Source organism: Donghicola eburneus, assembly GCF_900115865.1.
In the GTDB taxonomy this organism is placed as follows: Bacteria; Pseudomonadota; Alphaproteobacteria; order Rhodobacterales; family Rhodobacteraceae; genus Donghicola; species Donghicola eburneus.
The window spans coordinates 250,426-268,806 of the sequence record NZ_FOXY01000002.1 but is presented as its reverse complement, the minus strand read 5'-3'; the positions used below and the strand labels follow the sequence as shown (position 1 = coordinate 268,806).

Genomic DNA, 18,381 nt, shown 5'->3' with positions numbered 1-18,381 from the left:
TAAAATGCAAAACGGCCCGAAGCGATGCCTCGGGCCGTTTTGTTATTCGTAATCCAGTTTGGATCAGATGAACTTCGCCATCGCAACAGCGGTGTCCGCCATACGGTTCGAGAAGCCCCATTCGTTGTCGTACCAGCTCAGGATGCGAACCATGGTGCCTTCCATGACCTTGGTCTGGTCGGTGGCAAAGATCGAGCTGTGCGAGTCGTGGTTGAAATCGACCGAGACCAGCTTCTCGTCAGTGACACCCAGAATACCCTTCAGCTCGCCTGCGGCGGCTTCGTGGATCGCTGCGTTAATTTCTTTGACGGTGGTTTCGCGCGCTGCTTCGAAGGTAAGGTCAACGACCGACACGTTCGGGGTGGGGACGCGGATCGCTACACCGTCCAGCTTGCCGTTCAGGTCGGGCAGAACCAGACCAACCGCTTTGGCCGCACCAGTCGAGGTGGGGATCATGGACAGAGCTGCCGCGCGGGCGCGGTACAGGTCTTTGTGCATGGTATCCAGCGTCGGCTGGTCGCCGGTGTAGCTGTGGATAGTAGTCATGAAGCCTTTGACGATGCCGATCTTGTCGTTCAGCACTTTTGCCACGGGCGACAGGCAGTTGGTGGTGCACGATGCGTTCGACACGATCAGGTCTTCTGCGGTCAGGCTGTCGTGGTTCACACCGTACACAATGGTTTTGTCCGCGCCGGACGCAGGTGCGGACACCAGAACGCGCTTGGAGCCGTTCTCGAGGTGCAGCGACGCCTGTTCTTTCGAGGTGAAGATACCAGTGCACTCCAGCGCCACATCAACGTCACCCCAGGGCAGGTCTTTGGGGTCACGGATGGCGGTCACACGGATCGGGCCACGACCTGCGTCGATGACACCGTCGCCAACAGTCACTTCGCTGGGGAAGCGGCCGTGGACGCTGTCATACTTCAGCAGGTGTGCGTTGGTCTCAACCGGGCCCAGATCGTTGATGGCGACGACTTCGATATCGGTACGGCCCGACTCGATGATGCCGCGCAGTACGTTACGGCCGATGCGGCCAAAGCCGTTGATAGCAACTTTTACGGTCATGGTTTCCTCCCGCGAAATGGTTCGCTGATAACGCTAACAAAGTTATCGCTAACATGGCGATATCGCACAGGATGTCAACCGATCAGACGATATCGCCGGATCAGCGCCAGAATTCGATGTATTCGATCAGGAGAATTCCCTTTTTGGCCAGAAAGATGGTGCTCTCGCCATCTTGGGCCATCCAATCATAGCAAAAGGCGCCCACGATGAGGGCGCCTAGAATCAATGACAGTCTGTTCGTCACGCGGAGGCCGCTCCTTAGTTAAGGAGCTGCCCCATTGCTGCGGCCACGTCGGCCATGCGGCAGGAGAAGCCCCATTCGTTATCGTACCATGCCAGAACGCGCACGGTGCGACCACCCACAACCTTTGTTTGATCGGGGGCAAAGATCGAGGACTGAGAAGTGTGGTTAAAGTCGATCGAGACTTTGGGTTCGGGGTCATAGCCCAGAACGTGGCCCATGTGGCCAGCAGCTGCTTCGCGAACGATCTCGTTCACGTCTGCAACGGTGACGTCCTTGCCAGCTTCAAAGGTCAGATCCACGCACGACACGTTCGGGGTCGGTACGCGCATCGAGGTGCCGTCCAGCTTGCCTTCCAGTTCGGGCAGAACTTCTTTCAGGGCCTTGGCCGCACCGGTCGAGGTCGGGATCATCGCCATGGCCGCTGCGCGGGCGCGGTACAGATCCTTGTGACGACGGTCCAAGGTGGGCTGGTCGCCGGTGTAGCTGTGGATGGTGGTCATGATGCCACGCTCAATGCCGATCGCGTCGTTCAGAACTTTCGCCAGAGGCGCAAGGCAGTTGGTGGTGCACGACCCGTTCGAGATCATGCGGTCGCCTTCAACCAAGCTGCGGTGGTTCACGCCATACACGATGGTCTTGTCAACGTTTGTCGCGGGGGCGGAGATCAGAACCGATTTGGCACCACGGTCAAGGTGGATAGCCGACTTGCCGCCATCGTTGAACTTGCCGGTGCATTCGAGAACAACGTCAACGCCGTCCCAGTCCAGTTCGTTGGGCTCGTAGGTCGACATCACGTCGATGGGGCCACGGCCCAGATCCAGCGTGCTGCCGTCTACCTTGACCACACCGCCAAACCGGCCATGCACGCTGTCATACTTCAGCAGGTGCGCGTTGGTCTCGATGGGGCCGGTTGCGTTGATCTTAACAACCTGTACGTCATTGCGTGCGCTTTCCGCGATGTGCGCCAAAGTGCAGCGACCGATGCGGCCAAATCCATTGATGCCAACGGTGATGGTCATGGGGGTATCTCCTGAAACCGAGCTGAGGGAGTTAACGGGTATATGGCCCAACCCCGCTCAGGGGGCAAAGAAAATCTGCTAAATCTATCAATATGTTAGCGATAAACTGCGCTCAAAGTACAGGTTTGCGCTAACAGTCAATCGCTAACAGTTCTGCATTGCAGCATTCCGCTGGCAGCCCTCGCGAATCCCCTGACTTCTTTTTGCTGTGAATACTCACGGCGCACCTGCACGGTCCAACCCGAGAGCCCAAAGAAAAGGGCGCCCCGCAGGACGCCCTCTCCGAATTTCCGATCGCTCAAGAGATCAGAGCAGGTCTTTGACCTTCTGCGCGACGTTCGCAGCAGTGATGCCGAACTTCTCGTAGAGGGTTTCAGCAGGGGCCGAGGCACCAAAGCCTTCCATGCCCACGAACGCCGCCTTGGCCTCGCGGCCGCGCTCACCCAACAGGTACTTGTCCCAGGGCTGACGGACAGCGGCTTCGACGGCGACGCGGACGGGACCTGCTGGCAGGACCTTCTTGCGGTAGCCTTCATCCTGCGCATCGAACAGTTCCATGCAGGGCATCGAAACAACGCGGGTGCCGATGCCTTCGGCTTCGAGCAGCTTCTTGGCTTCCATCGCGATTTCGACTTCCGAACCGGTCGCCATGATGATCGCCTGACGCTTGCCCTCGGCGTCTGCCAGAACGTAACCACCCTGAGCGGTCAGGTTCTTGAGCTTGTGCTCAGTCCGGACGGTGGGCAGGTTCTGACGGGACAGAGCCATCACGGTCGGGGTCGACTTGGAGGTCAGCGCGATTTCCCACGCTTCGGCAGTCTCGACCGCGTCCGCAGGACGGATCAAATAGGTGTTCGGGGTCGCGCGGCAGTAGGCCAGATGCTCGACCGGCTGGTGGGTCGGGCCGTCTTCACCCAGACCGATCGAGTCGTGGGTCATGACGTAAGTCACCGGAACGCCCATCAGCGCCGACAGACGCATGGAGCCACGGGCATAGTCCGCAAAGCACAAGAAGGTGCCGCCATAGGGACGCACGCCGCCATGCAGGGCCATGCCATTCATCGCAGCAGCCATGCCGTGCTCGCGGATACCGTAGTAAACGTAGCGGCCTTTGCGGTCCTCGGGGGACAGAATGCCCAGATCGCCGGTCTTGGTGTTGTTCGAGCCGGTCAGGTCAGCCGAACCACCAATGGTTTCGGGTGCGATCGGGTTGATCACTTCCAGAGCCATCTCCGACGCCTTGCGGGTCGCGACCTTCGGAGCTTCTTCCGACAGTTGCTTCTTCAGCGCTTTGACGGTGGCCGATAGCTTTTTGGGGGCTTCGCCAGTCATGATACGGGTGAATTCCGCCTGACGGCTGGCCGAAACCTCGGCAAAGCGACCTTCCCATGCTTCGCGCTCGGCTGTGCCGCGGGTGCCAATGGCTTCCCACTGGGCTTTTACGTCCGCAGGGATCTCGAAGGGACCATGGTTCCAGCCATATGCTGCTTTGGCCGCTGCCAGCTGGTCACCATTTGTCAGAGCGCCGTGGCCCTTGCTGGTGTCTTGCGCCGCGTGGCCCAAAGCGATGTGCGTTTTGCACGCGATCATCGAGGGCTTCTTGGTGACTTTCGCCTTGGCGATCGCTTCGTCGATTTCGGCGGGGTTGTGGCCGTCGATCTCGATCACGTGCCAGCCCGACGCCTTGAAGCGCTGCACCTGATTGGTGCGGTCGGCGATATCAACGGTGCCGTCGATGGTGATGTTGTTGTTGTCCCAGAAGACGATCAGCTTGGACAGTTCCTGACGGCCGGCCAGTGCGATGGCTTCTTGGCTGACGCCTTCCATCAGGCAGCCGTCGCCCGCGATCACGTAAGTGTAGTGATCAACGATCTTCTTACCGTAGCGGCCGCGTAGCGACGCTTCGGCCATTGCGAAGCCTACCGCATTCGAGATGCCCTGACCCAGCGGGCCGGTGGTGGTCTCGATGCCTTTGGCGTGGCCGTACTCGGGGTGACCTGCGGTGATCGCGCCCCATTGGCGGAAGTTCTTGACCTGCTCGAGGGTCATGTCCTCGTAACCGGTGAGGTACAGAAGGCTGTACATCAGCATCGAGCCGTGGCCCGCCGACAGGATGAAGCGGTCGCGGTCAAACCAGTCGGGGTTTTTCGCGTCAAATTTCAGGTGCTTTTCGAACAGCACGGTCGCAACGTCCGCCATGCCCATGGGCATACCCGAGTGACCCGAGTTTGCGGCGGCAACGGCATCCAGCGTCAGGGTGCGGATGGCGGCGGCCTTCATCCAGTGTTCAGGGTTGGCTGTGCGGAGGGCTTCGATATCCACGGGCAATTCCTCTGTCAGAAGCGTATGTGAGCGCTGAATATCAGGGTCCCAAGATAGTGCAACCGCCGTAAACGCGTACAATCGGCCTAAAAACGCCCAAAGGGCAGCATTTTGGTAGGGATGGGGATAAAGTACCCTGTAGCGACGGTTTCGCGATTCGGCGGGACCCAAGAGCAGTGTTGTCTCGAAGAAAGGCAAGCAGGAATGACTGAGATTGACGAACTCCAACGTCGCATCACGGCGGCGTTCGACCGGATCGGACAAGGCGTGCATATGTTGGATGCTGCGCCCGCGGCTGATGCGCTGCCCGAAGGTGCGCTCGCCAAGGCCGAGGCCGACGTTCTACGGATGGAGTTGCAAGCGGCGCTGGCCCATAGCGAAGCGCTGCAGGATAAACTGGATGGCGTTCAGGACAAGCTGGCCAAGGCCGAGCCCGAGATCAGCTCGACCCTTGTGGCGGAGCTGGAGGAACAGATCGCCAAGCTGAAAGAAGCAAACGCCGAACTGATGGCCGCGAACGAGGCGATGCGCGGGGCCGAAAGCGGCGTGACCATCGAACAGATGGATCAGGGCGTCGTTGCCGAACTGGCAGCATTGCGCGCTGAACGCGCTGCCGAAGCCACCGAAATGAAAGCGCTGCTGGCACTTGTCGAAGGGGCCAACCGCGTCGCGTCCGAAGAGGAGAGCACCTAATGCCCCATGTTCAGGTATCGATCGGCGGACGCTTTTTCGATGTGGCCTGCCAGCCCGGCGAAGAAAGCTATTTGCAAGCCGCAGCGGCTGTTTTGGACGAAGAGGCCTCGGTGCTCGTTGAGCAGATCGGGCGGATGCCGGAATCGCGGATGCTTTTGATGGCTGGTCTGATGCTCGCTGACAAAACCGCAGGGGCAGGGGACAACACTGCCGCCCTGAACGCCCGCATCGCAGAGCTTGAGGCCGAGAACGCTGCGTTGAAAGCGCGCGAGCCGCAGACAGTGACGGTCGAAGTGCCCGTGCCGACTCTGCCCGAAGGGCTGGAGAGCACTTTGGCCGCGCTGGCAGACCGCGCAGAAAAGCTGGCCGAAGAGGTCGAAGAAAAAGCGACGGCCTAAAAGATCGCCCCACCTTGGAAACAGAAAAGACCCGCCAAACGAGGCGGGTCTTTTTGCATTACGATGCCGGATGCGATTAGGCGTTGGCTTCGCGGATCTTTTCGGCCGAGGTCTTGTCGTAGGTGATGCCGTTCTCTTCGAACAGAGTGTCCAGCTCGCCCGACAGGGTCATCTCGGTGATGATGTCGCAGCCGCCTACGAACTCGCCTTTGACATACAGCTGGGGGATGGTCGGCCAATCCGAGTAGTCCTTGATGCCTTGACGAATGCCTTCGTCGGCCAGGACGTTTACGTCGGTGTAGTCGACACCGATAAAGTTCAGAACACCTGCGACACGGCTAGAAAAGCCGCACTGGGGCATGTCTTTGGTGCCCTTCATGAAAAGAACCACGTCATTGTTGGTGACGGTTTCTTTGATTTGGGTTTGTGCTTCGCTCATTTGACCCTCCTTGAGGTTCTGCGATTGTGAGCCCGATGGTACCGCCGGGCGTAGTCTGCATCATCCGCCTCTGGCGGGATATGAATGTCGGCCTGACTGTAATTGCCGCCCAACCAGCTGACCCCGCGTTCAAGCGAGGCGTTCTGCCTGTGTGACCGCGCCAAGGCCTCGTGATCGACTGCTTCCAAACCCAACTCGGGCTTGTCTTGCGGTCTGGATTTCGGCTGTCTTCTGGATAGTGGAATGTGTTTGCGCGGGGCCAGAACCTTTCCAGCGATGAAAAGGCCCAAAGCCAATGCAATCAGTCCCCAGAAGACGGCGTCATTCATTCAGGGGCCCGTGTGGTCAGCGCCAGAGCGTGTAATTCGCCCTGCGAGCCGTCCATCTTCCCTTTGAGGGCCGCGTAGACCGCGCGCTGCTGCTGCACGCGGTTCTTGCCGCGGAAGCTTTCATCCACGACCTCGGCGGCAAAGTGGTTGCCGTCACCAGCGGTGTCGGTGATCTGAATCCGTGCCTCGGGGAACGTTTCACGCAGCAGGTTTTCGATTTCGTCTGCACGCATTGGCATGTGCAAGTGGCCTCCGTCTTGTAGCGTTACAAGGGTAGGCGTCGTGTGCCCCCTCTGCAAGGGGCACACTGTGCGATTACACCGATTTAGGATGTGTGTTTACGGTTAGCCGAGACGTTCGGCCAATGCACCGCGGTACAGGTCCGACAGCTCGGACAGCGGTGCGGAGGCGCCACCGATGGTCACGGTGTCGCCCGAGAATTTACCGACCGACTGGATGGTCACACCCGCCTGAGCGGCCGCTGACATCAGCGCTTCGGCATAGTCGAAGTTGCAGGCGACCATATAGCGCGCCTGATCCTCGCCAAAGAGGGTCGCGGTGTCTGCTGCATCCAGTTGGATGCCAACCCCGTGCGCTTCGGCCATTTCGAACGCTGCAACAGCCAGACCGCCGTCCGACAGGTCGGTACAGGCGCGGATGAACTGACGGTTGTCACGAATGAACTCACCGTTCTTGCGCTCTGCGTCCAGATCCACGTGGGGCGCATCGCCGTCTTCGCGGTTGAAGACTTCGGCCAGAAGGGCGGACTGGCCCAGATGACCAACAGTGTCGCCAACCAGCAGGGCTACGTGGCCTTCGCGTACATCGCCGCCGATGATCTCGTCCACGTGGTCAATCAGGCCAACCGCACAGATGGTCGGGGTGGGCAGGATCGGCTCGCCATCAGTTTCGTTATAGAGCGAGACGTTGCCCGACACGATCGGGGTGTCCAGCGCCAGACATGCTTCGCCGATACCCTGAATAGCGCCGACGAACTGACCCATGATCTCAGGCTTTTCGGGGTTGCCGAAGTTCAGGTTGTCGGTGGTCGCCAGAGGCTTCGCGCCGACTGCGGTTAGGTTGCGGTACGTCTCTGCGACAGCCTGACGGCCACCCTGAACGGGGTTCGCTTTGACGTAGCGCGGGGTCACGTCGCTGCTGAACGCCAGCACTTTGTTGGTGCCGTGCACACGGACCAGACCTGCGCCAGCACCGGGGGTGCGGAGGGTGTCGCCCATGACCTGCGTGTCATACTGCTGATACACCCACTGGCGCGAACAGTAGTTCATGCTGCCAATGATCGCTTTGAGCGCGTCGATTGCGTCAACCTCGGGCACCGGCGCCAGCTCTTCTGCGACGGGGGTGGGCACGTGGGGACGGTCGTATTCGGGCGCGTTGCCCGACAGTGCGCGCAGGGGCAGGTCGGCCATGACCTTGCCGTTGTGCTCGATGATGAACTTGTCTTCGGGGATGGTCTCGCCCACGATCGCGAAGTCGAGGTCCCACTTGTCGAAGACAGCCTTGGCTTCGGCTTCCTTTTCGGGACGCAGAACCATCAGCATGCGTTCCTGCGATTCCGACAGCATCATTTCATAGGCGGTCATGTTCTCTTCTCGGCAGGGTACCGCGTTAAGGTTCAGGCGCACGCCCAATTCGCCCTTGTCGCCCATTTCCACAGCCGAGCAGGTCAGACCCGCAGCGCCCATGTCCTGAATCGAAATCACAGCGCCGGTCTGCATCAGTTCCAGCGTGGCTTCCATCAGGCGCTTTTCAGTGAAAGGATCGCCGACTTGAACGGTGGGACGCTTCTCTTCGATGGTCTCGTCGAATTCTGCCGACGCCATGGTCGCGCCACCGACGCCATCACGGCCAGTCTTTGCACCAAGGTAAACCACGGGCATGCCCACGCCGGACGCCGCCGAGTAGAAAATCTTGTCCGCATCTGCGAGGCCCGCCGCAAAGGCGTTGACCAGACAGTTGCCATTATATGCGCTGTGGAACCGCATCTCGCCGCCCACGGTGGGAACGCCAAAGCAGTTGCCATAGCCGCCGATGCCTTCGACAACGCCGTGCACCAGACGCTTGGTCTTGGGGTGATCGGGTTCGCCAAAGGACAGAGAGTTCATCGCCGCGATAGGACGGGCGCCCATGGTAAAGACGTCACGCAGAATGCCGCCCACGCCGGTCGCCGCGCCCTGATAGGGTTCGATGTACGAGGGGTGGTTGTGGCTTTCCATCTTGAAGATGACCGCCTGACCATCGCCGATGTCGACAACGCCTGCGTTCTCGCCGGGGCCGCAGATGACCTGAGGGCCCTCGGTGGGCAGGGTGCGCAGCCATTTCTTGGAGCTTTTGTACGAGCAGTGCTCGTTCCACATCGCCGAGAAAATCCCCAGCTCGGTAAAGGTGGGCTCGCGGTTCAGGATGCGAAGGATTTCGGCATATTCATCGGGCTTGATACCGTGGGCCTCGATGAGGTCGGGCGTGATCGCCGGCTCTTGCATGGAATAAGTCCCCTTAAGACGGATTGCCGCGCTTTTATGACAGAGTCTGCGAATGGGAAAGGGGGTAGGGGTCGAAATCGCGCCTGACGGTTTGCGGGCCTCTGGCGGCGCCGCAAAAAAAAAGGCCGAGCACTAAGCTCGGCCGAAGTCCAACAGGGAGGTATGAAGCGGAAGCGCCAAAGTGCGCGACCAGCTTCGACGGTCGAAATAGGGATCACTAGTGACTCGATCAAGACTCGAATTGCCGCAGGAGCGACATTCCTGCTATGCATATAAGGCATAGCTAGGCAGACGTCGCATCTTACAGCGGCGGTTCGTCCGGATAAGCCCGCCGGGATTCGGCGATCTCGGACTGCACAAACTCTCGGAACGCGGCGATCCGCTGGGACTGTCGCAGCTCCTCTGGATAAGCAAGGTAGACCGGAACTTCGGCGCTTTCAATTTCTGGCAGCACTCTGACAAGGTCTGGGAAGTCAACTGCCAAATATTGAGGCAGAACCCCGATCCCGAGATCGTGAATGGCCCCCTGAAGGACGCCAAAATAGCTGTTTACGGTCAAAGTCGATGAAATATCGTTGGCAAGGATGGACGCCACCAACTGCGCACCGGCCCCGACCTGGGGGGTGCTTGGGCTCTGGCAGATCAGGCGGTGGTTGGCCAATTCCTCTAGTTTTTCGGGCGCGCCGTGCATTTTGATGTAGTTCTGCGAAGCGTACATCCGCATGCGGACGTTAAACAGGCGCTTGCGAACCAGATCGGCTTGGCTTGGCTCTTTCATGCGGATGGCAACGTCAGCTTCGCGCATGGGCAGGTCCAGCACGCGCTCTTCGAGCATCAGGTCAATCTTGAGATTCGGATACTGTTCATAGAGCTTCGTCAGACGCGGCGCGAGCCACATGGAGCCAAAGCCCGTGGTCGTGGTGACGCGCAATTCGCCGAACACTTCTTCTTCGCTGTCCTTGATCCGCGCAGACGCCGCATCAAGGCGTCGCGACATTGCCGAGGTCGCGTCAAACAGCAATTCGCCCTGTTCGGTGAGAATCAGTCCCCGTGCGTGACGGTGGAACAGCGTGGTGTTCAGGCTCTCTTCGAGGGCCCGAATTTGCCTGCTGACCGCAGATTGAGACAGATGCAGCACATCACCGGCGTGTGTGAGGCTGCCTGCATCCGCGACCGCGTGAAATATCCGTAATTTGTCCCAGTCCATCTTTGTAACTTTCTGCCCGCTCTTCGTACCTTAGACGAAATGTCATTCATTTGAACGGATTATACACGAGGAATTGTGCAAAAACCCGAACTTTCGCCTTTGTGGGTCAGCATTTGTGACCTAACCTTGTGCTATACTATAGCACGCACATTGAGCGAGGGGAGGCGCGAGATGAGCAAGCACACTGTTACTTTGGAAGATCGTTTTGATCTGACGAAATCCCCGATTCTATTGAACGGAACGCAGGCACTGGTGCGACTTATGTTGGCACAACGTGAACGCGACCGTGTGGCTAGGCTGAACACAGCAGGTCTGGTGACGGGATATCGCGGCTCGCCCTTGGGCGCGGTCGACATGCAGATGACCCGTGCAGGCCGGGTTCTAAGTGAACATGACGTTACATTTCAGCCCGGTTTGAACGAAGATTTGGCCGCCACCGCGCTCTGGGGTAGCCAACAGGCCGAACTGCGCGGCGAGGGGAAATACGACGGCGTCTTCGGGCTTTGGTACGGCAAGGGGCCCGGCGTGGACCGCTCTGGCGATGTCATGCGCCACGCGAATATGGCGGGCTCGTCTCGTCATGGCGGTGTTCTGATGGCGATGGGGGATGACCACACGGGCGAATCCAGCACCGTGTTGCACCAGTCCGACTGGGCCATGGTGGATGCCTATATGCCTGTGGTGAACCCAGCGGGTGTTCAGGAAATTCTGGACTACGGCCTCTATGGCTTTGCGCTGTCCCGTTATGCCGGTGTCTGGGTTGGCCTGAAAACGATGAAGGACACGGTCGAGGCGACTGGCGTGGTCGATGGCGATCCGCACCGCGTTCAGCTGGTCCAGCCGACTGACTTTGCGATGCCTGAGGGTGGGTTGAACATCCGTCTGGGCGACACGCCCCACGCCCAAGAGGCGCGAATGATCGACCACAAACGCTTCGCTGCCGAGGCATTTTCCCGCGCCAACAACATGGACAAGCGGGTCTGGGGCAAGGCAGGGGCCAAGATCGGCTTTGTCGCTGCGGGTAAAAACTGGCTCGATCTGGTGCATGCGTTCAACCTGCTGAACATCGACGCGGCAGAGGCTGAACGTCTTGGCCTGACCACCTACAAGGTCGGACAGACATGGCCGCTGGATATGCACGGTTTCCACGACTGGGCCGAAGGGCTCGACCTGATCATCGTGGTCGAGGAAAAGCGCAAGCTGATCGAAGTGCAGGTCAAGGAAAGCATCTTTGACGACCGCCGTGGTCGCCGTGTTTATGGCTGGCACAAAGGGGGCGGGGCAGGGGCCGACCACGGAGAGGAGTTGTTCCCGACCCGAATGGCGCTGGACCCTGTGATGATCGCGGAAAAGATCGGGGGCATCCTGATCGAAGAGGGGCGCGGCACGGATGGGGTCCGCGCGGGGCTCGAAACGCTCGCCAACGCCCGCCGCGCCGACAACGCCGAAGATATCGCTGCGCGTTTGCCCTATTACTGCGCGGGCTGTCCGCACAACACATCCACCAAAGTGCCCGAGGGCCACCGCGCCTATGCGGGGATCGGCTGTCACTACATGGTGCAGTGGATGGACCGGAACACCACCGGCTTTACCCATATGGGGGCCGAAGGGGCGAACTGGATCGGCGAGGCACCGTTCAGCAACCGCAAGCATGTCTTCCAGAACCTCGGGGACGGGACGTATAACCACTCGGGCGTTCAGGCGATCCGCGCCGCTTTGGCGGCGGGTACGAACATCACCTACAAGATCCTTTATAATGACGCGGTGGCGATGACCGGCGGTCAGCCGAACGAAGGGGGCTTGTCCCCTCAGCGCATTGCCCGCGAATTGCAGGCCATGGGGGTCGGACACATCGCGGTGGTCTATGACCCCAAAGAAGAGGTCGATCTGGACGCCTTTCCCAAGGGTCTGAAGCTGTACGAACGCAGCGACATGCCCGCAGTTCAGGAAGAGTGCGCGCAGGTTGAGGGCGTCTCGGCCATCATCTACATCCAAACCTGCGCCGCCGAGAAACGCCGCCGCCGCAAGCGTGGGTCGTTCCCTGATCCGGACCAGCGCGTGTTCATCAATACCGATATCTGCGAGGGCTGCGGCGATTGCGGGGTGCAGTCGAACTGTGTGGCGATCACTCCGGTCGAAACCGAACTGGGTCGCAAGCGCGCCATCGACCAGTCCGCCTGTAACAAGGATTTCAGCTGCCTTGATGGGTTCTGCCCGTCCTTTGTCACGCTCAAAGGGGCCAAGCTGCGCAAGCAGGCAACCACGGCGCTGGACCTGCCGGATATGCCTTTGCCCAAGTTACCGGCGATCAACGGGACGTGGAACGTGGTTGTCACGGGCGTTGGCGGCACGGGCGTTGTGACCATCGGCGCTGTGCTGGCGCAGGCCGCGCAGATCGCGGGCCTTGGCGCGGGGATGATGGAAATGGCTGGCCTCGCTCAAAAGGGCGGCGCGGTGCACATCCATTGCCGACTGGCCAATCAGCCCGACGACATCAGCGCGATCCGCGTGGCAACGGGCGAATGTGATGCCTTGATCGGCGGGGATCTGGTGGTCAGTGCGGGGGCGAAAACGCTCGGCCTCACTAGCGCGGACCGAACCGGAGCGGTGGTGAACAGTCACGACACGGTCACTGGCGACTTTACCCGCGATCCATCGTTCAAACTGCCGTCCGACCGTCTGTCATTGGCGCTAGAGGCGCGTCTGAAAGAGCGCGTTCAGATGTTCGATGCCAGCACCTTGGCCAAGAATACGCTCGGGGATAGTATCTATTCGAACATGATCCTGCTGGGGGCGGCGTGGCAGCGCGGCCTGATCCCGATTGCGCAAGACGCGATTGTCGAAGCGGTCCGCCTGAACGGTGCCGCGGTCGACAACAACCTGCGAGCCTTTGAAATCGGGCGCTGGGCGGCGCTCTATCCCGAAGAGGCGTATGCCCTGAGCGCGCCAGTCGAGGTGAACCTGCGCAAGTCGCCTGAGGACAAGATCGCATACCGGACCGACCATCTGCACACCTACGGCGGTGCGCGTCTGGCGCGCCGCTATACCAAGCGGCTCGACGGGATTAACGACCCCGAACTGAAGCTTGGTGTCGCCGAAGGCTACCACAAGCTCTTGGCCTACAAGGATGAGTACGAGGTCGCCCGCCTGCTGCTGCAAACCCGCAAACTGGCCGAAGAGGAGTTCGATGGCGACTTCGAGATGAGCTATCACCTCGCACCCCCAATCCTTGCCAAAGAGGGGGCGAATGGCCGTCCGAAGAAGCGCGAATTCAGTGCGGGCATGGACCGCTGGTTGCGGCTTTTGGTGAAGCTACGTCCGCTGCGTGGCACGCCGTTTGATCCTTTTGGCCGCACGGCAGAGCGCAAGATGGAGCGGGCCTTGATCCGCGAATACGAGCGCGACATGGACGAGGTGTTGGCGCAGGTCACGCCTGCCACCCGAGACATTGCGATTGCACTGGCGAAACTGCCGCTCGACATCCGCGGTTTCGGGCCGGTCAAGGAAGAGAACGCCGCCAAGGCACGCGCGAAACGCGAAGACTTGCTGGCCGCGTTCCGCAGTGGTGGACCAGAGCTGTCCCAAGCCGCAGAATGAAAGAAATGCGCGCGGAAAGTGGATGACAGACCGCGCGCATTTGTGTTCAGAAACGACATCTGTCGGGAGGAACACCATGACGAGGGGCAAAGAGGTCGCTCGCGAAATCAGCTATGCCCATTCCGCAACATCGCGGGGCGGAGCGGCCTTGATTCGCGTGATGGAGAATGTGACCGGCCGCCTCGGCCTGATCCGCAAGGCTTTGGGATACGAACAGGAAGTTGCCCAAGGTCGCGACTTCTGGGAGGTGATGGTCGAGCGCTACCGCCTGTCGCTGGACGTGATGGGCGGATCGCTGGACAATATCCCGAAAAACGGCCCGCTGATCCTGATCGCGAACCACCCTTACGGCATCCTCGATGGGCTGATGATGGGACATATCCTGTCGAAAACCCGTGGGGATTTCCGCATTCTGGCTCATCAGGTGTTTCGCAAGGCCGAAGACTTGAACCGCGTGATCCTACCCATCGCCTTTGACGAGACGAAAGAGGCAGTGAAGCTGAACCTAGAGACCCGCAAAACCGCCCTAAATTACCTGAACGAGGGGGGCGCGATTGGCGTGTTTCCGGGGGGCACGGTATCGACCTCGGCCAAGCCGTTCTCGCGGCCCATGGATCCCGGTTGGCGCAGTTTTACCGCAAAAATGGTGGCAAAATCGAATGCCACCGTGGTCCCGATCTACTTTGACGGCCACAACAGCCGTATGTTCCAACTGGCCAGTCATCTGCACTACACCCTGCGCATGGGCCTGTTGATCAAGGAGTTCCGCGCCCGCGTCGGAACCCCTGTGCGCGTCGTCATTGGCCAGCCCATCGACCCAGCCGAGATTGCCAAGAGGTCGAAGGACACGCGAGAGATGATGGATTTCCTGCGAAAAAGCACCTATGCCCTCTCGCCAAAGCCATACGCATCGTATGATTATGGCTTCGAGTTTGAAGAAAAACACAAAGGCTAGGGCAGATGGCAGTAGGGATTTTCGACTCGGGTCTGGGAGGACTGACCGTGCTGGATGCCGTCAGCCGCCGTTTGCCCGACGTACCGCTGGTCTATTTCGGGGATAACGCACACGCGCCGTATGGCGTGCGGGATGCAGACGACATTTACGATCTGACGACCAAGGCCGTCACCCGCATGTGGGAAGAAGGCGTCGATCTGGTCATCATCGCCTGCAACACCGCGAGCGCGGCCGCCCTGCGCCGGATGCAGGAAAGCTTTCTGCCCACCGACAAACGCTGCCTTGGCGTCTTTGTTCCGCTGATCGAGGCGCTGACAGAACGCCAGTGGGGCGATAACAGCCCGCCGCGCCAGGTCAAAGTGCAGCACGTGGCTTTGTTCGCGACGCCCGCGACCGTATCCAGCCGTGCATTCCAGCGTGAGCTGGCCTTCCGCGCGATCGGTGTGGATGTCGAAGCCCAAGCCTGCGGCGGTGTCGTTGACGCGATCGAAGAGGGCGACATGATCCTTGCCGAGGCTTTGGTGCGCAGCCACGTCGATGCACTGAAACGCAAGATGCCGAAACCCGAAGCCGCCATTCTAGGCTGTACCCATTATCCGCTGATGGAGACGACCTTTCAGGACGCTCTGGGCGCGGATGTTGAAGTGTACAGCCAAGCCAACCTCGTGGCCGAAAGCCTTGCCGACTATCTGGAGCGCCGGCCTGAAATGCTGGGCAAGGGAACACAGAGCATGTTCCTAACCTCGGGCAATCCGGCCAAAGTTTCGGCCCGCGCCACCCAATTCCTGCGACGCGAAATCAAGTTCCGCGCCGCCTGATAACCGTTTGATAAAAGGGATAAACCCATGTCCTACAAAGTCGCCATCATTGGCGCCTCGGGTTACACCGGGGCAGAGCTGATCCGCTTGATCGCCACCCACCCTGAGATCGAAATCGCGGCCCTTGGCGCGAACTCCAAGGCTGGTCAAACCATCGCACAGGTCTTCCCGCACCTGCGCCATCTGAACCTGCCGCCGCTGGTTACCATGGACCAAATCGACTTTGACCAGATCGACCTGTGCTTCTGCGCTCTGCCGCACAAGACCAGCCAAGAGGTCATCAGCCAGCTGCCCAAGACACTAAAAATCGTGGATCTGTCCGCGGACTTCCGTCTGCGCGATCCCGAGGCTTACGAGCAGTGGTACGGCAACCCCCACGCTGCGGTCGAGATGCAGAAAGAGGCTGTGTACGGCCTGACCGAATTCTACCGCGACGACATCAAGAATGCCCGTCTGGTGGCTGGCACCGGCTGTAACGCGGCCACCGGCCAGTACGTGCTGCGCCCGCTGATCGCTGCTGGCGTCATTGATCTGGACAACATCATTCTGGACCTGAAATGCGCAGTGTCGGGCGCAGGCCGTTCGCTCAAAGAAAACCTGCTCCACGCCGAACTGTCCGAGGGCTATCACGCCTATTCCGCTGGCGGCACCCACCGTCACCTTGGCGAGTTCGATCAGGAATTCTCGGCCATCGCGGGCCGTCCAGTGAAGATCCAGTTCACCCCCCACCTAGTCCCCGCCAACCGTGGTATTCTGGCGACCAGCTATGTCCACGGTGATGCGGCCAAAATCCACGAGACGCTGGCAGCGGCCTATAAAGACGAGCCCTTTATCGAAGTTCTGCCCTTCAAGGAACTGCCCTCGACCCGCCATATCCGCGGCTCGAACTTCTGCCATATCGGCGTGGTGGCCGACCGGATCGAAGGCCGCGCCATTGTGGTCGCCGCGCTGGACAACCTGACCAAAGGCTCCAGCGGGCAGGCACTGCAGAACGCGAACCTGATGCTCGGGATCGAGGAAACAACCGGCCTGATGCTGGCCCCTTGCTTCCCCTAAGGACATCGCGCCGCAGGGGCTTGGACCTTGCGGCGCATCCGCATATATTGCGGAACACGAATATTCGGAGGAGGTTCGAATGAAGTCGCTGAAAAAGACACGCCGCATTCAGGTGATCGCAGTTGCGGTCGTGGCACTCGTCGTGTCCACAGGCTTGATCGGCTATGCGATGCGCGACGGCATCAACTTCTTCCGCGCCCCCAGCCAGATCGTGGCAGAGCCGCCTGCGCCCAATGAAACCTTCCGCATTGGCGGTTTGGTCGAAGAGGGTAGCCTGAAGCGCGGCGAGGGCGAGACAATCAGCTTTGCCGTGACCGATGGCGGCGCGACAGTTCCAGTGGTCTATACCGGCGTTCTGCCCGATCTGTTCGGCGAGAACCAAGGCATGGTGGGCACGGGCCGTTACATCAACGGTGTGTTCGAGGCTTCTGAAATACTCGCCAAGCATGACGAAAGCTACATGCCCAAAGAGGTCACGGATGCCTTGAAAGAGCAGGGCGTTTATCGTGATCCGGACGGTGAAGACACCAGCAGTTAACGGCTGTTCATAATCCTCGGCCCTCGAAACAGCATTCGGGGGTTCGAATGGAAAAGATTACGAAAATGGCTTGGGACATCGTCGCGCGCGAGGGCGGCTATGTGGATGATCCCGACGATCCAGGCGGCGCGACCAATCACGGCGTGACCATCGGGACGATGCAGCGTCTGGGGCTGGACTTGACAGGCGATGGCCGTGTCGATGCCCGCGACGTGAAAGCATTGAGCCGCGATCAGGCGGTGCAAATCTTTCTTGATCACTACTACCTGAAACCGCGCATCGACCAGTTGCCGGAGGTGCTGCACGACACCGTGTTTGACATGTATGTCAACGCAGGGGCCAATGCGATCAAGGTGCTTCAACGTCTGCTGACCCAGATGGGCCACGGGCTGACGGACGATGGCGTGATCGGCCCGATCACGGTTGCGGCCTGCTATGCGGCAGCGGCCGTGTCGGCCAGCCATTTGCGCGACGCCTACGGAATCGCACGCCGCAACTACTATTACAGTCTCGCAGACCAGCGCCCCGCCAGCCGCAAATACGCGCGCCGCCGTGACGGGGGCAAAGGCGGCTGGATCGCCCGGGCCGAAGAATTCATCTCGCCCCGCTATCACCTGACGGACGCGGACCACGCCGCGCGGGTGGCCTCATGGGGATGATGTGGAACGCGATGGACCTTCTGTTCGGAGGCCGCAACGTGATCGCCGACACCGCCCATGTCTGGCGCGAGAACGCAGAGGCCTCGGGGCAGCGGGCGGTGCAGATGCAGTCTGCCGCGCTTGAACAACTGGCCGCTGAATACGCCCGCCCGCGCCAGAGCTGGTTTGACGGGTTTGTCGATGGGCTGAACCGTCTGCCGCGCCCGATGCTGGCCCTGTCGGTGCTGGGGCTTTTTGGCATGGCGATGCATGATCCCGTCTGGTTCGCGGCGCGGATGCAGGGGCTGGCGCTGATCCCTGAACCCTTGTGGTGGCTAATGGGCGTCGTGGTCAGCTTTTACTTTGGTGCGCGGCACCAAGCAAAAACCCAGTCGTTCCAGCGGGATATGATGACGACAGCCGCCCGCGTGCCGCAGGTCGTCCAGCAAATCCAAGCAATCGAGAACACTGCCAAACCGGACAATCCGGCGCTGGCGGAATGGCGTAGCTTGGCCGATCACGGGGCCGCGACAAAGTGAACCTAAGTCGGGGCTAATTG

General features: G+C 60.2%; 17 protein-coding genes. 9 read left to right on the top strand and 8 right to left on the bottom strand.

Annotation, left to right across the window (positions count from 1 at the left end):
- Positions 1-63 precede the first annotated feature (63 nt).
- From gap (BM225_RS03940) to tkt, 4 genes are all read right to left on the bottom strand, one after another.
- Positions 64-1,065 (bottom strand): type I glyceraldehyde-3-phosphate dehydrogenase, encoded by a 1,002-nt coding sequence (gene gap / locus BM225_RS03940; RefSeq protein ID WP_072707070.1) that lies wholly within the window; start codon positions 1,063-1,065, stop codon positions 64-66.
- Between the two features lie 100 nt (positions 1,066-1,165).
- Positions 1,166-1,309, bottom strand: a complete 144-nt coding sequence (locus tag BM225_RS21770; RefSeq protein WP_092463867.1) for a hypothetical protein — start codon at positions 1,307-1,309, stop codon at positions 1,166-1,168.
- A gap of 14 nt (positions 1,310-1,323) precedes the next feature.
- Entirely contained in the window at positions 1,324-2,328 is a 1,005-nt protein-coding gene (gene gap / locus BM225_RS03930) for a type I glyceraldehyde-3-phosphate dehydrogenase (protein ID WP_072707069.1), read from the bottom strand.
- A 306-nt stretch (positions 2,329-2,634) separates the two neighbouring features.
- Entirely contained in the window at positions 2,635-4,650 is a 2,016-nt protein-coding gene (tkt, locus tag BM225_RS03925) for a transketolase (RefSeq protein ID WP_072707068.1), read from the bottom strand.
- A gap of 204 nt (positions 4,651-4,854) precedes the next feature.
- On the opposite strand from tkt, the gene BM225_RS03920 reads away from it, so the two are divergent.
- Together BM225_RS03920 and BM225_RS03915 are read left to right on the top strand one after the other, a co-directional pair.
- Positions 4,855-5,343 (top strand): hypothetical protein, encoded by a 489-nt coding sequence (locus BM225_RS03920; RefSeq protein WP_072707067.1) that lies wholly within the window; start codon positions 4,855-4,857, stop codon positions 5,341-5,343.
- Entirely contained in the window at positions 5,343-5,741 is a 399-nt protein-coding gene (locus BM225_RS03915; protein WP_072707066.1) for a cell division protein ZapA, read from the top strand. Before BM225_RS03920 ends, BM225_RS03915 begins: the two co-directional genes overlap by 1 nt.
- A 76-nt stretch (positions 5,742-5,817) precedes the next feature.
- Here the strand turns inward: BM225_RS03915 and grxD are convergent, their stop codons facing one another.
- From grxD to BM225_RS03890, 4 genes are all read right to left on the bottom strand, one after another.
- Positions 5,818-6,180, bottom strand: coding sequence for a Grx4 family monothiol glutaredoxin (gene grxD / locus BM225_RS03910; protein WP_072707065.1), 363 nt, complete (start codon positions 6,178-6,180; stop codon positions 5,818-5,820).
- A gap of 325 nt (positions 6,181-6,505) precedes the next feature.
- Positions 6,506-6,748, bottom strand: coding sequence for a BolA family protein (locus tag BM225_RS03900; RefSeq protein WP_072707063.1), 243 nt, complete (start codon positions 6,746-6,748; stop codon positions 6,506-6,508).
- A gap of 105 nt (positions 6,749-6,853) precedes the next feature.
- A complete protein-coding gene (gene purL / locus BM225_RS03895; RefSeq protein WP_072707062.1) occupies positions 6,854-9,013 on the bottom strand; it encodes a phosphoribosylformylglycinamidine synthase subunit PurL in 2,160 nt (719 codons plus the stop codon).
- 301 nt (positions 9,014-9,314) lie between these two features.
- Positions 9,315-10,220, bottom strand: a complete 906-nt coding sequence (locus tag BM225_RS03890) for a LysR family transcriptional regulator (RefSeq protein ID WP_072707061.1) — start codon at positions 10,218-10,220, stop codon at positions 9,315-9,317.
- A 171-nt stretch (positions 10,221-10,391) separates the two neighbouring features.
- On the opposite strand from BM225_RS03890, the gene BM225_RS03885 reads away from it, so the two are divergent.
- The 7 genes from BM225_RS03885 (at position 10,392) to BM225_RS03855 (ending at position 18,361) form a co-directional block, all read left to right on the top strand.
- Entirely contained in the window at positions 10,392-13,817 is a 3,426-nt protein-coding gene (locus BM225_RS03885) for an indolepyruvate ferredoxin oxidoreductase family protein (protein ID WP_072707060.1), read from the top strand.
- A 76-nt stretch (positions 13,818-13,893) separates the two neighbouring features.
- Positions 13,894-14,772 carry a lysophospholipid acyltransferase family protein gene (locus BM225_RS03880; RefSeq protein ID WP_072707059.1) on the top strand — a complete coding sequence of 293 codons (879 nt, stop codon included), beginning with the start codon at positions 13,894-13,896 and terminating at the stop codon, positions 14,770-14,772.
- Positions 14,773-14,777: 5 nt separating this feature from the next.
- Complete coding sequence (gene murI, locus BM225_RS03875) at positions 14,778-15,590, top strand: glutamate racemase (protein WP_072707058.1); 813 nt, start codon at positions 14,778-14,780, stop codon at positions 15,588-15,590.
- A gap of 27 nt (positions 15,591-15,617) precedes the next feature.
- Positions 15,618-16,646, top strand: coding sequence for an N-acetyl-gamma-glutamyl-phosphate reductase (gene argC, locus BM225_RS03870; protein WP_072707057.1), 1,029 nt, complete (start codon positions 15,618-15,620; stop codon positions 16,644-16,646).
- Between the two features lie 79 nt (positions 16,647-16,725).
- Entirely contained in the window at positions 16,726-17,184 is a 459-nt protein-coding gene (gene ccmE, locus BM225_RS03865) for a cytochrome c maturation protein CcmE (RefSeq protein ID WP_072707056.1), read from the top strand.
- 47 nt (positions 17,185-17,231) lie between these two features.
- Entirely contained in the window at positions 17,232-17,843 is a 612-nt protein-coding gene (locus BM225_RS03860; protein WP_072707055.1) for a holin-associated N-acetylmuramidase, read from the top strand.
- Positions 17,834-18,361: a holin family protein gene (locus BM225_RS03855; protein WP_072707054.1), complete on the top strand. Its 528-nt coding sequence runs from the start codon at positions 17,834-17,836 to the stop codon at positions 18,359-18,361. The genes BM225_RS03860 and BM225_RS03855 overlap by 10 nt, the downstream gene beginning before the upstream one ends.
- The last annotated feature ends 20 nt before the right edge of the window (positions 18,362-18,381 follow it).

Bases quoted from the DNA above. Each gene is read 5' to 3' on its own strand.
- gap (WP_072707070.1), bottom strand. From the start codon at position 1,065: ATGACCGTAAAAGTTGCTATCAACGGCTTTGGCCGCATCGGCCGTAAC.
- gap (WP_072707069.1), bottom strand. From the start codon at position 2,328: ATGACCATCACCGTTGGCATCAATGGATTTGGCCGCATCGGTCGCTGC.
- BM225_RS03920 (WP_072707067.1), top strand. From the start codon at position 4,855: ATGACTGAGATTGACGAACTCCAACGTCGCATCACGGCGGCGTTCGAC.
- BM225_RS03915 (WP_072707066.1), top strand. From the start codon at position 5,343: ATGCCCCATGTTCAGGTATCGATCGGCGGACGCTTTTTCGATGTGGCC.
- grxD (WP_072707065.1), bottom strand. From the start codon at position 6,180: ATGAGCGAAGCACAAACCCAAATCAAAGAAACCGTCACCAACAATGAC.
- BM225_RS03900 (WP_072707063.1), bottom strand. From the start codon at position 6,748: ATGCCAATGCGTGCAGACGAAATCGAAAACCTGCTGCGTGAAACGTTC.
- purL (WP_072707062.1), bottom strand. From the start codon at position 9,013: ATGCAAGAGCCGGCGATCACGCCCGACCTCATCGAGGCCCACGGTATC.
- BM225_RS03890 (WP_072707061.1), bottom strand. From the start codon at position 10,220: ATGGACTGGGACAAATTACGGATATTTCACGCGGTCGCGGATGCAGGC.
- BM225_RS03885 (WP_072707060.1), top strand. From the start codon at position 10,392: ATGAGCAAGCACACTGTTACTTTGGAAGATCGTTTTGATCTGACGAAA.
- BM225_RS03880 (WP_072707059.1), top strand. From the start codon at position 13,894: ATGACGAGGGGCAAAGAGGTCGCTCGCGAAATCAGCTATGCCCATTCC.
- murI (WP_072707058.1), top strand. From the start codon at position 14,778: ATGGCAGTAGGGATTTTCGACTCGGGTCTGGGAGGACTGACCGTGCTG.
- argC (WP_072707057.1), top strand. From the start codon at position 15,618: ATGTCCTACAAAGTCGCCATCATTGGCGCCTCGGGTTACACCGGGGCA.
- ccmE (WP_072707056.1), top strand. From the start codon at position 16,726: ATGAAGTCGCTGAAAAAGACACGCCGCATTCAGGTGATCGCAGTTGCG.
- BM225_RS03860 (WP_072707055.1), top strand. From the start codon at position 17,232: ATGGAAAAGATTACGAAAATGGCTTGGGACATCGTCGCGCGCGAGGGC.
- BM225_RS03855 (WP_072707054.1), top strand. From the start codon at position 17,834: ATGGGGATGATGTGGAACGCGATGGACCTTCTGTTCGGAGGCCGCAAC.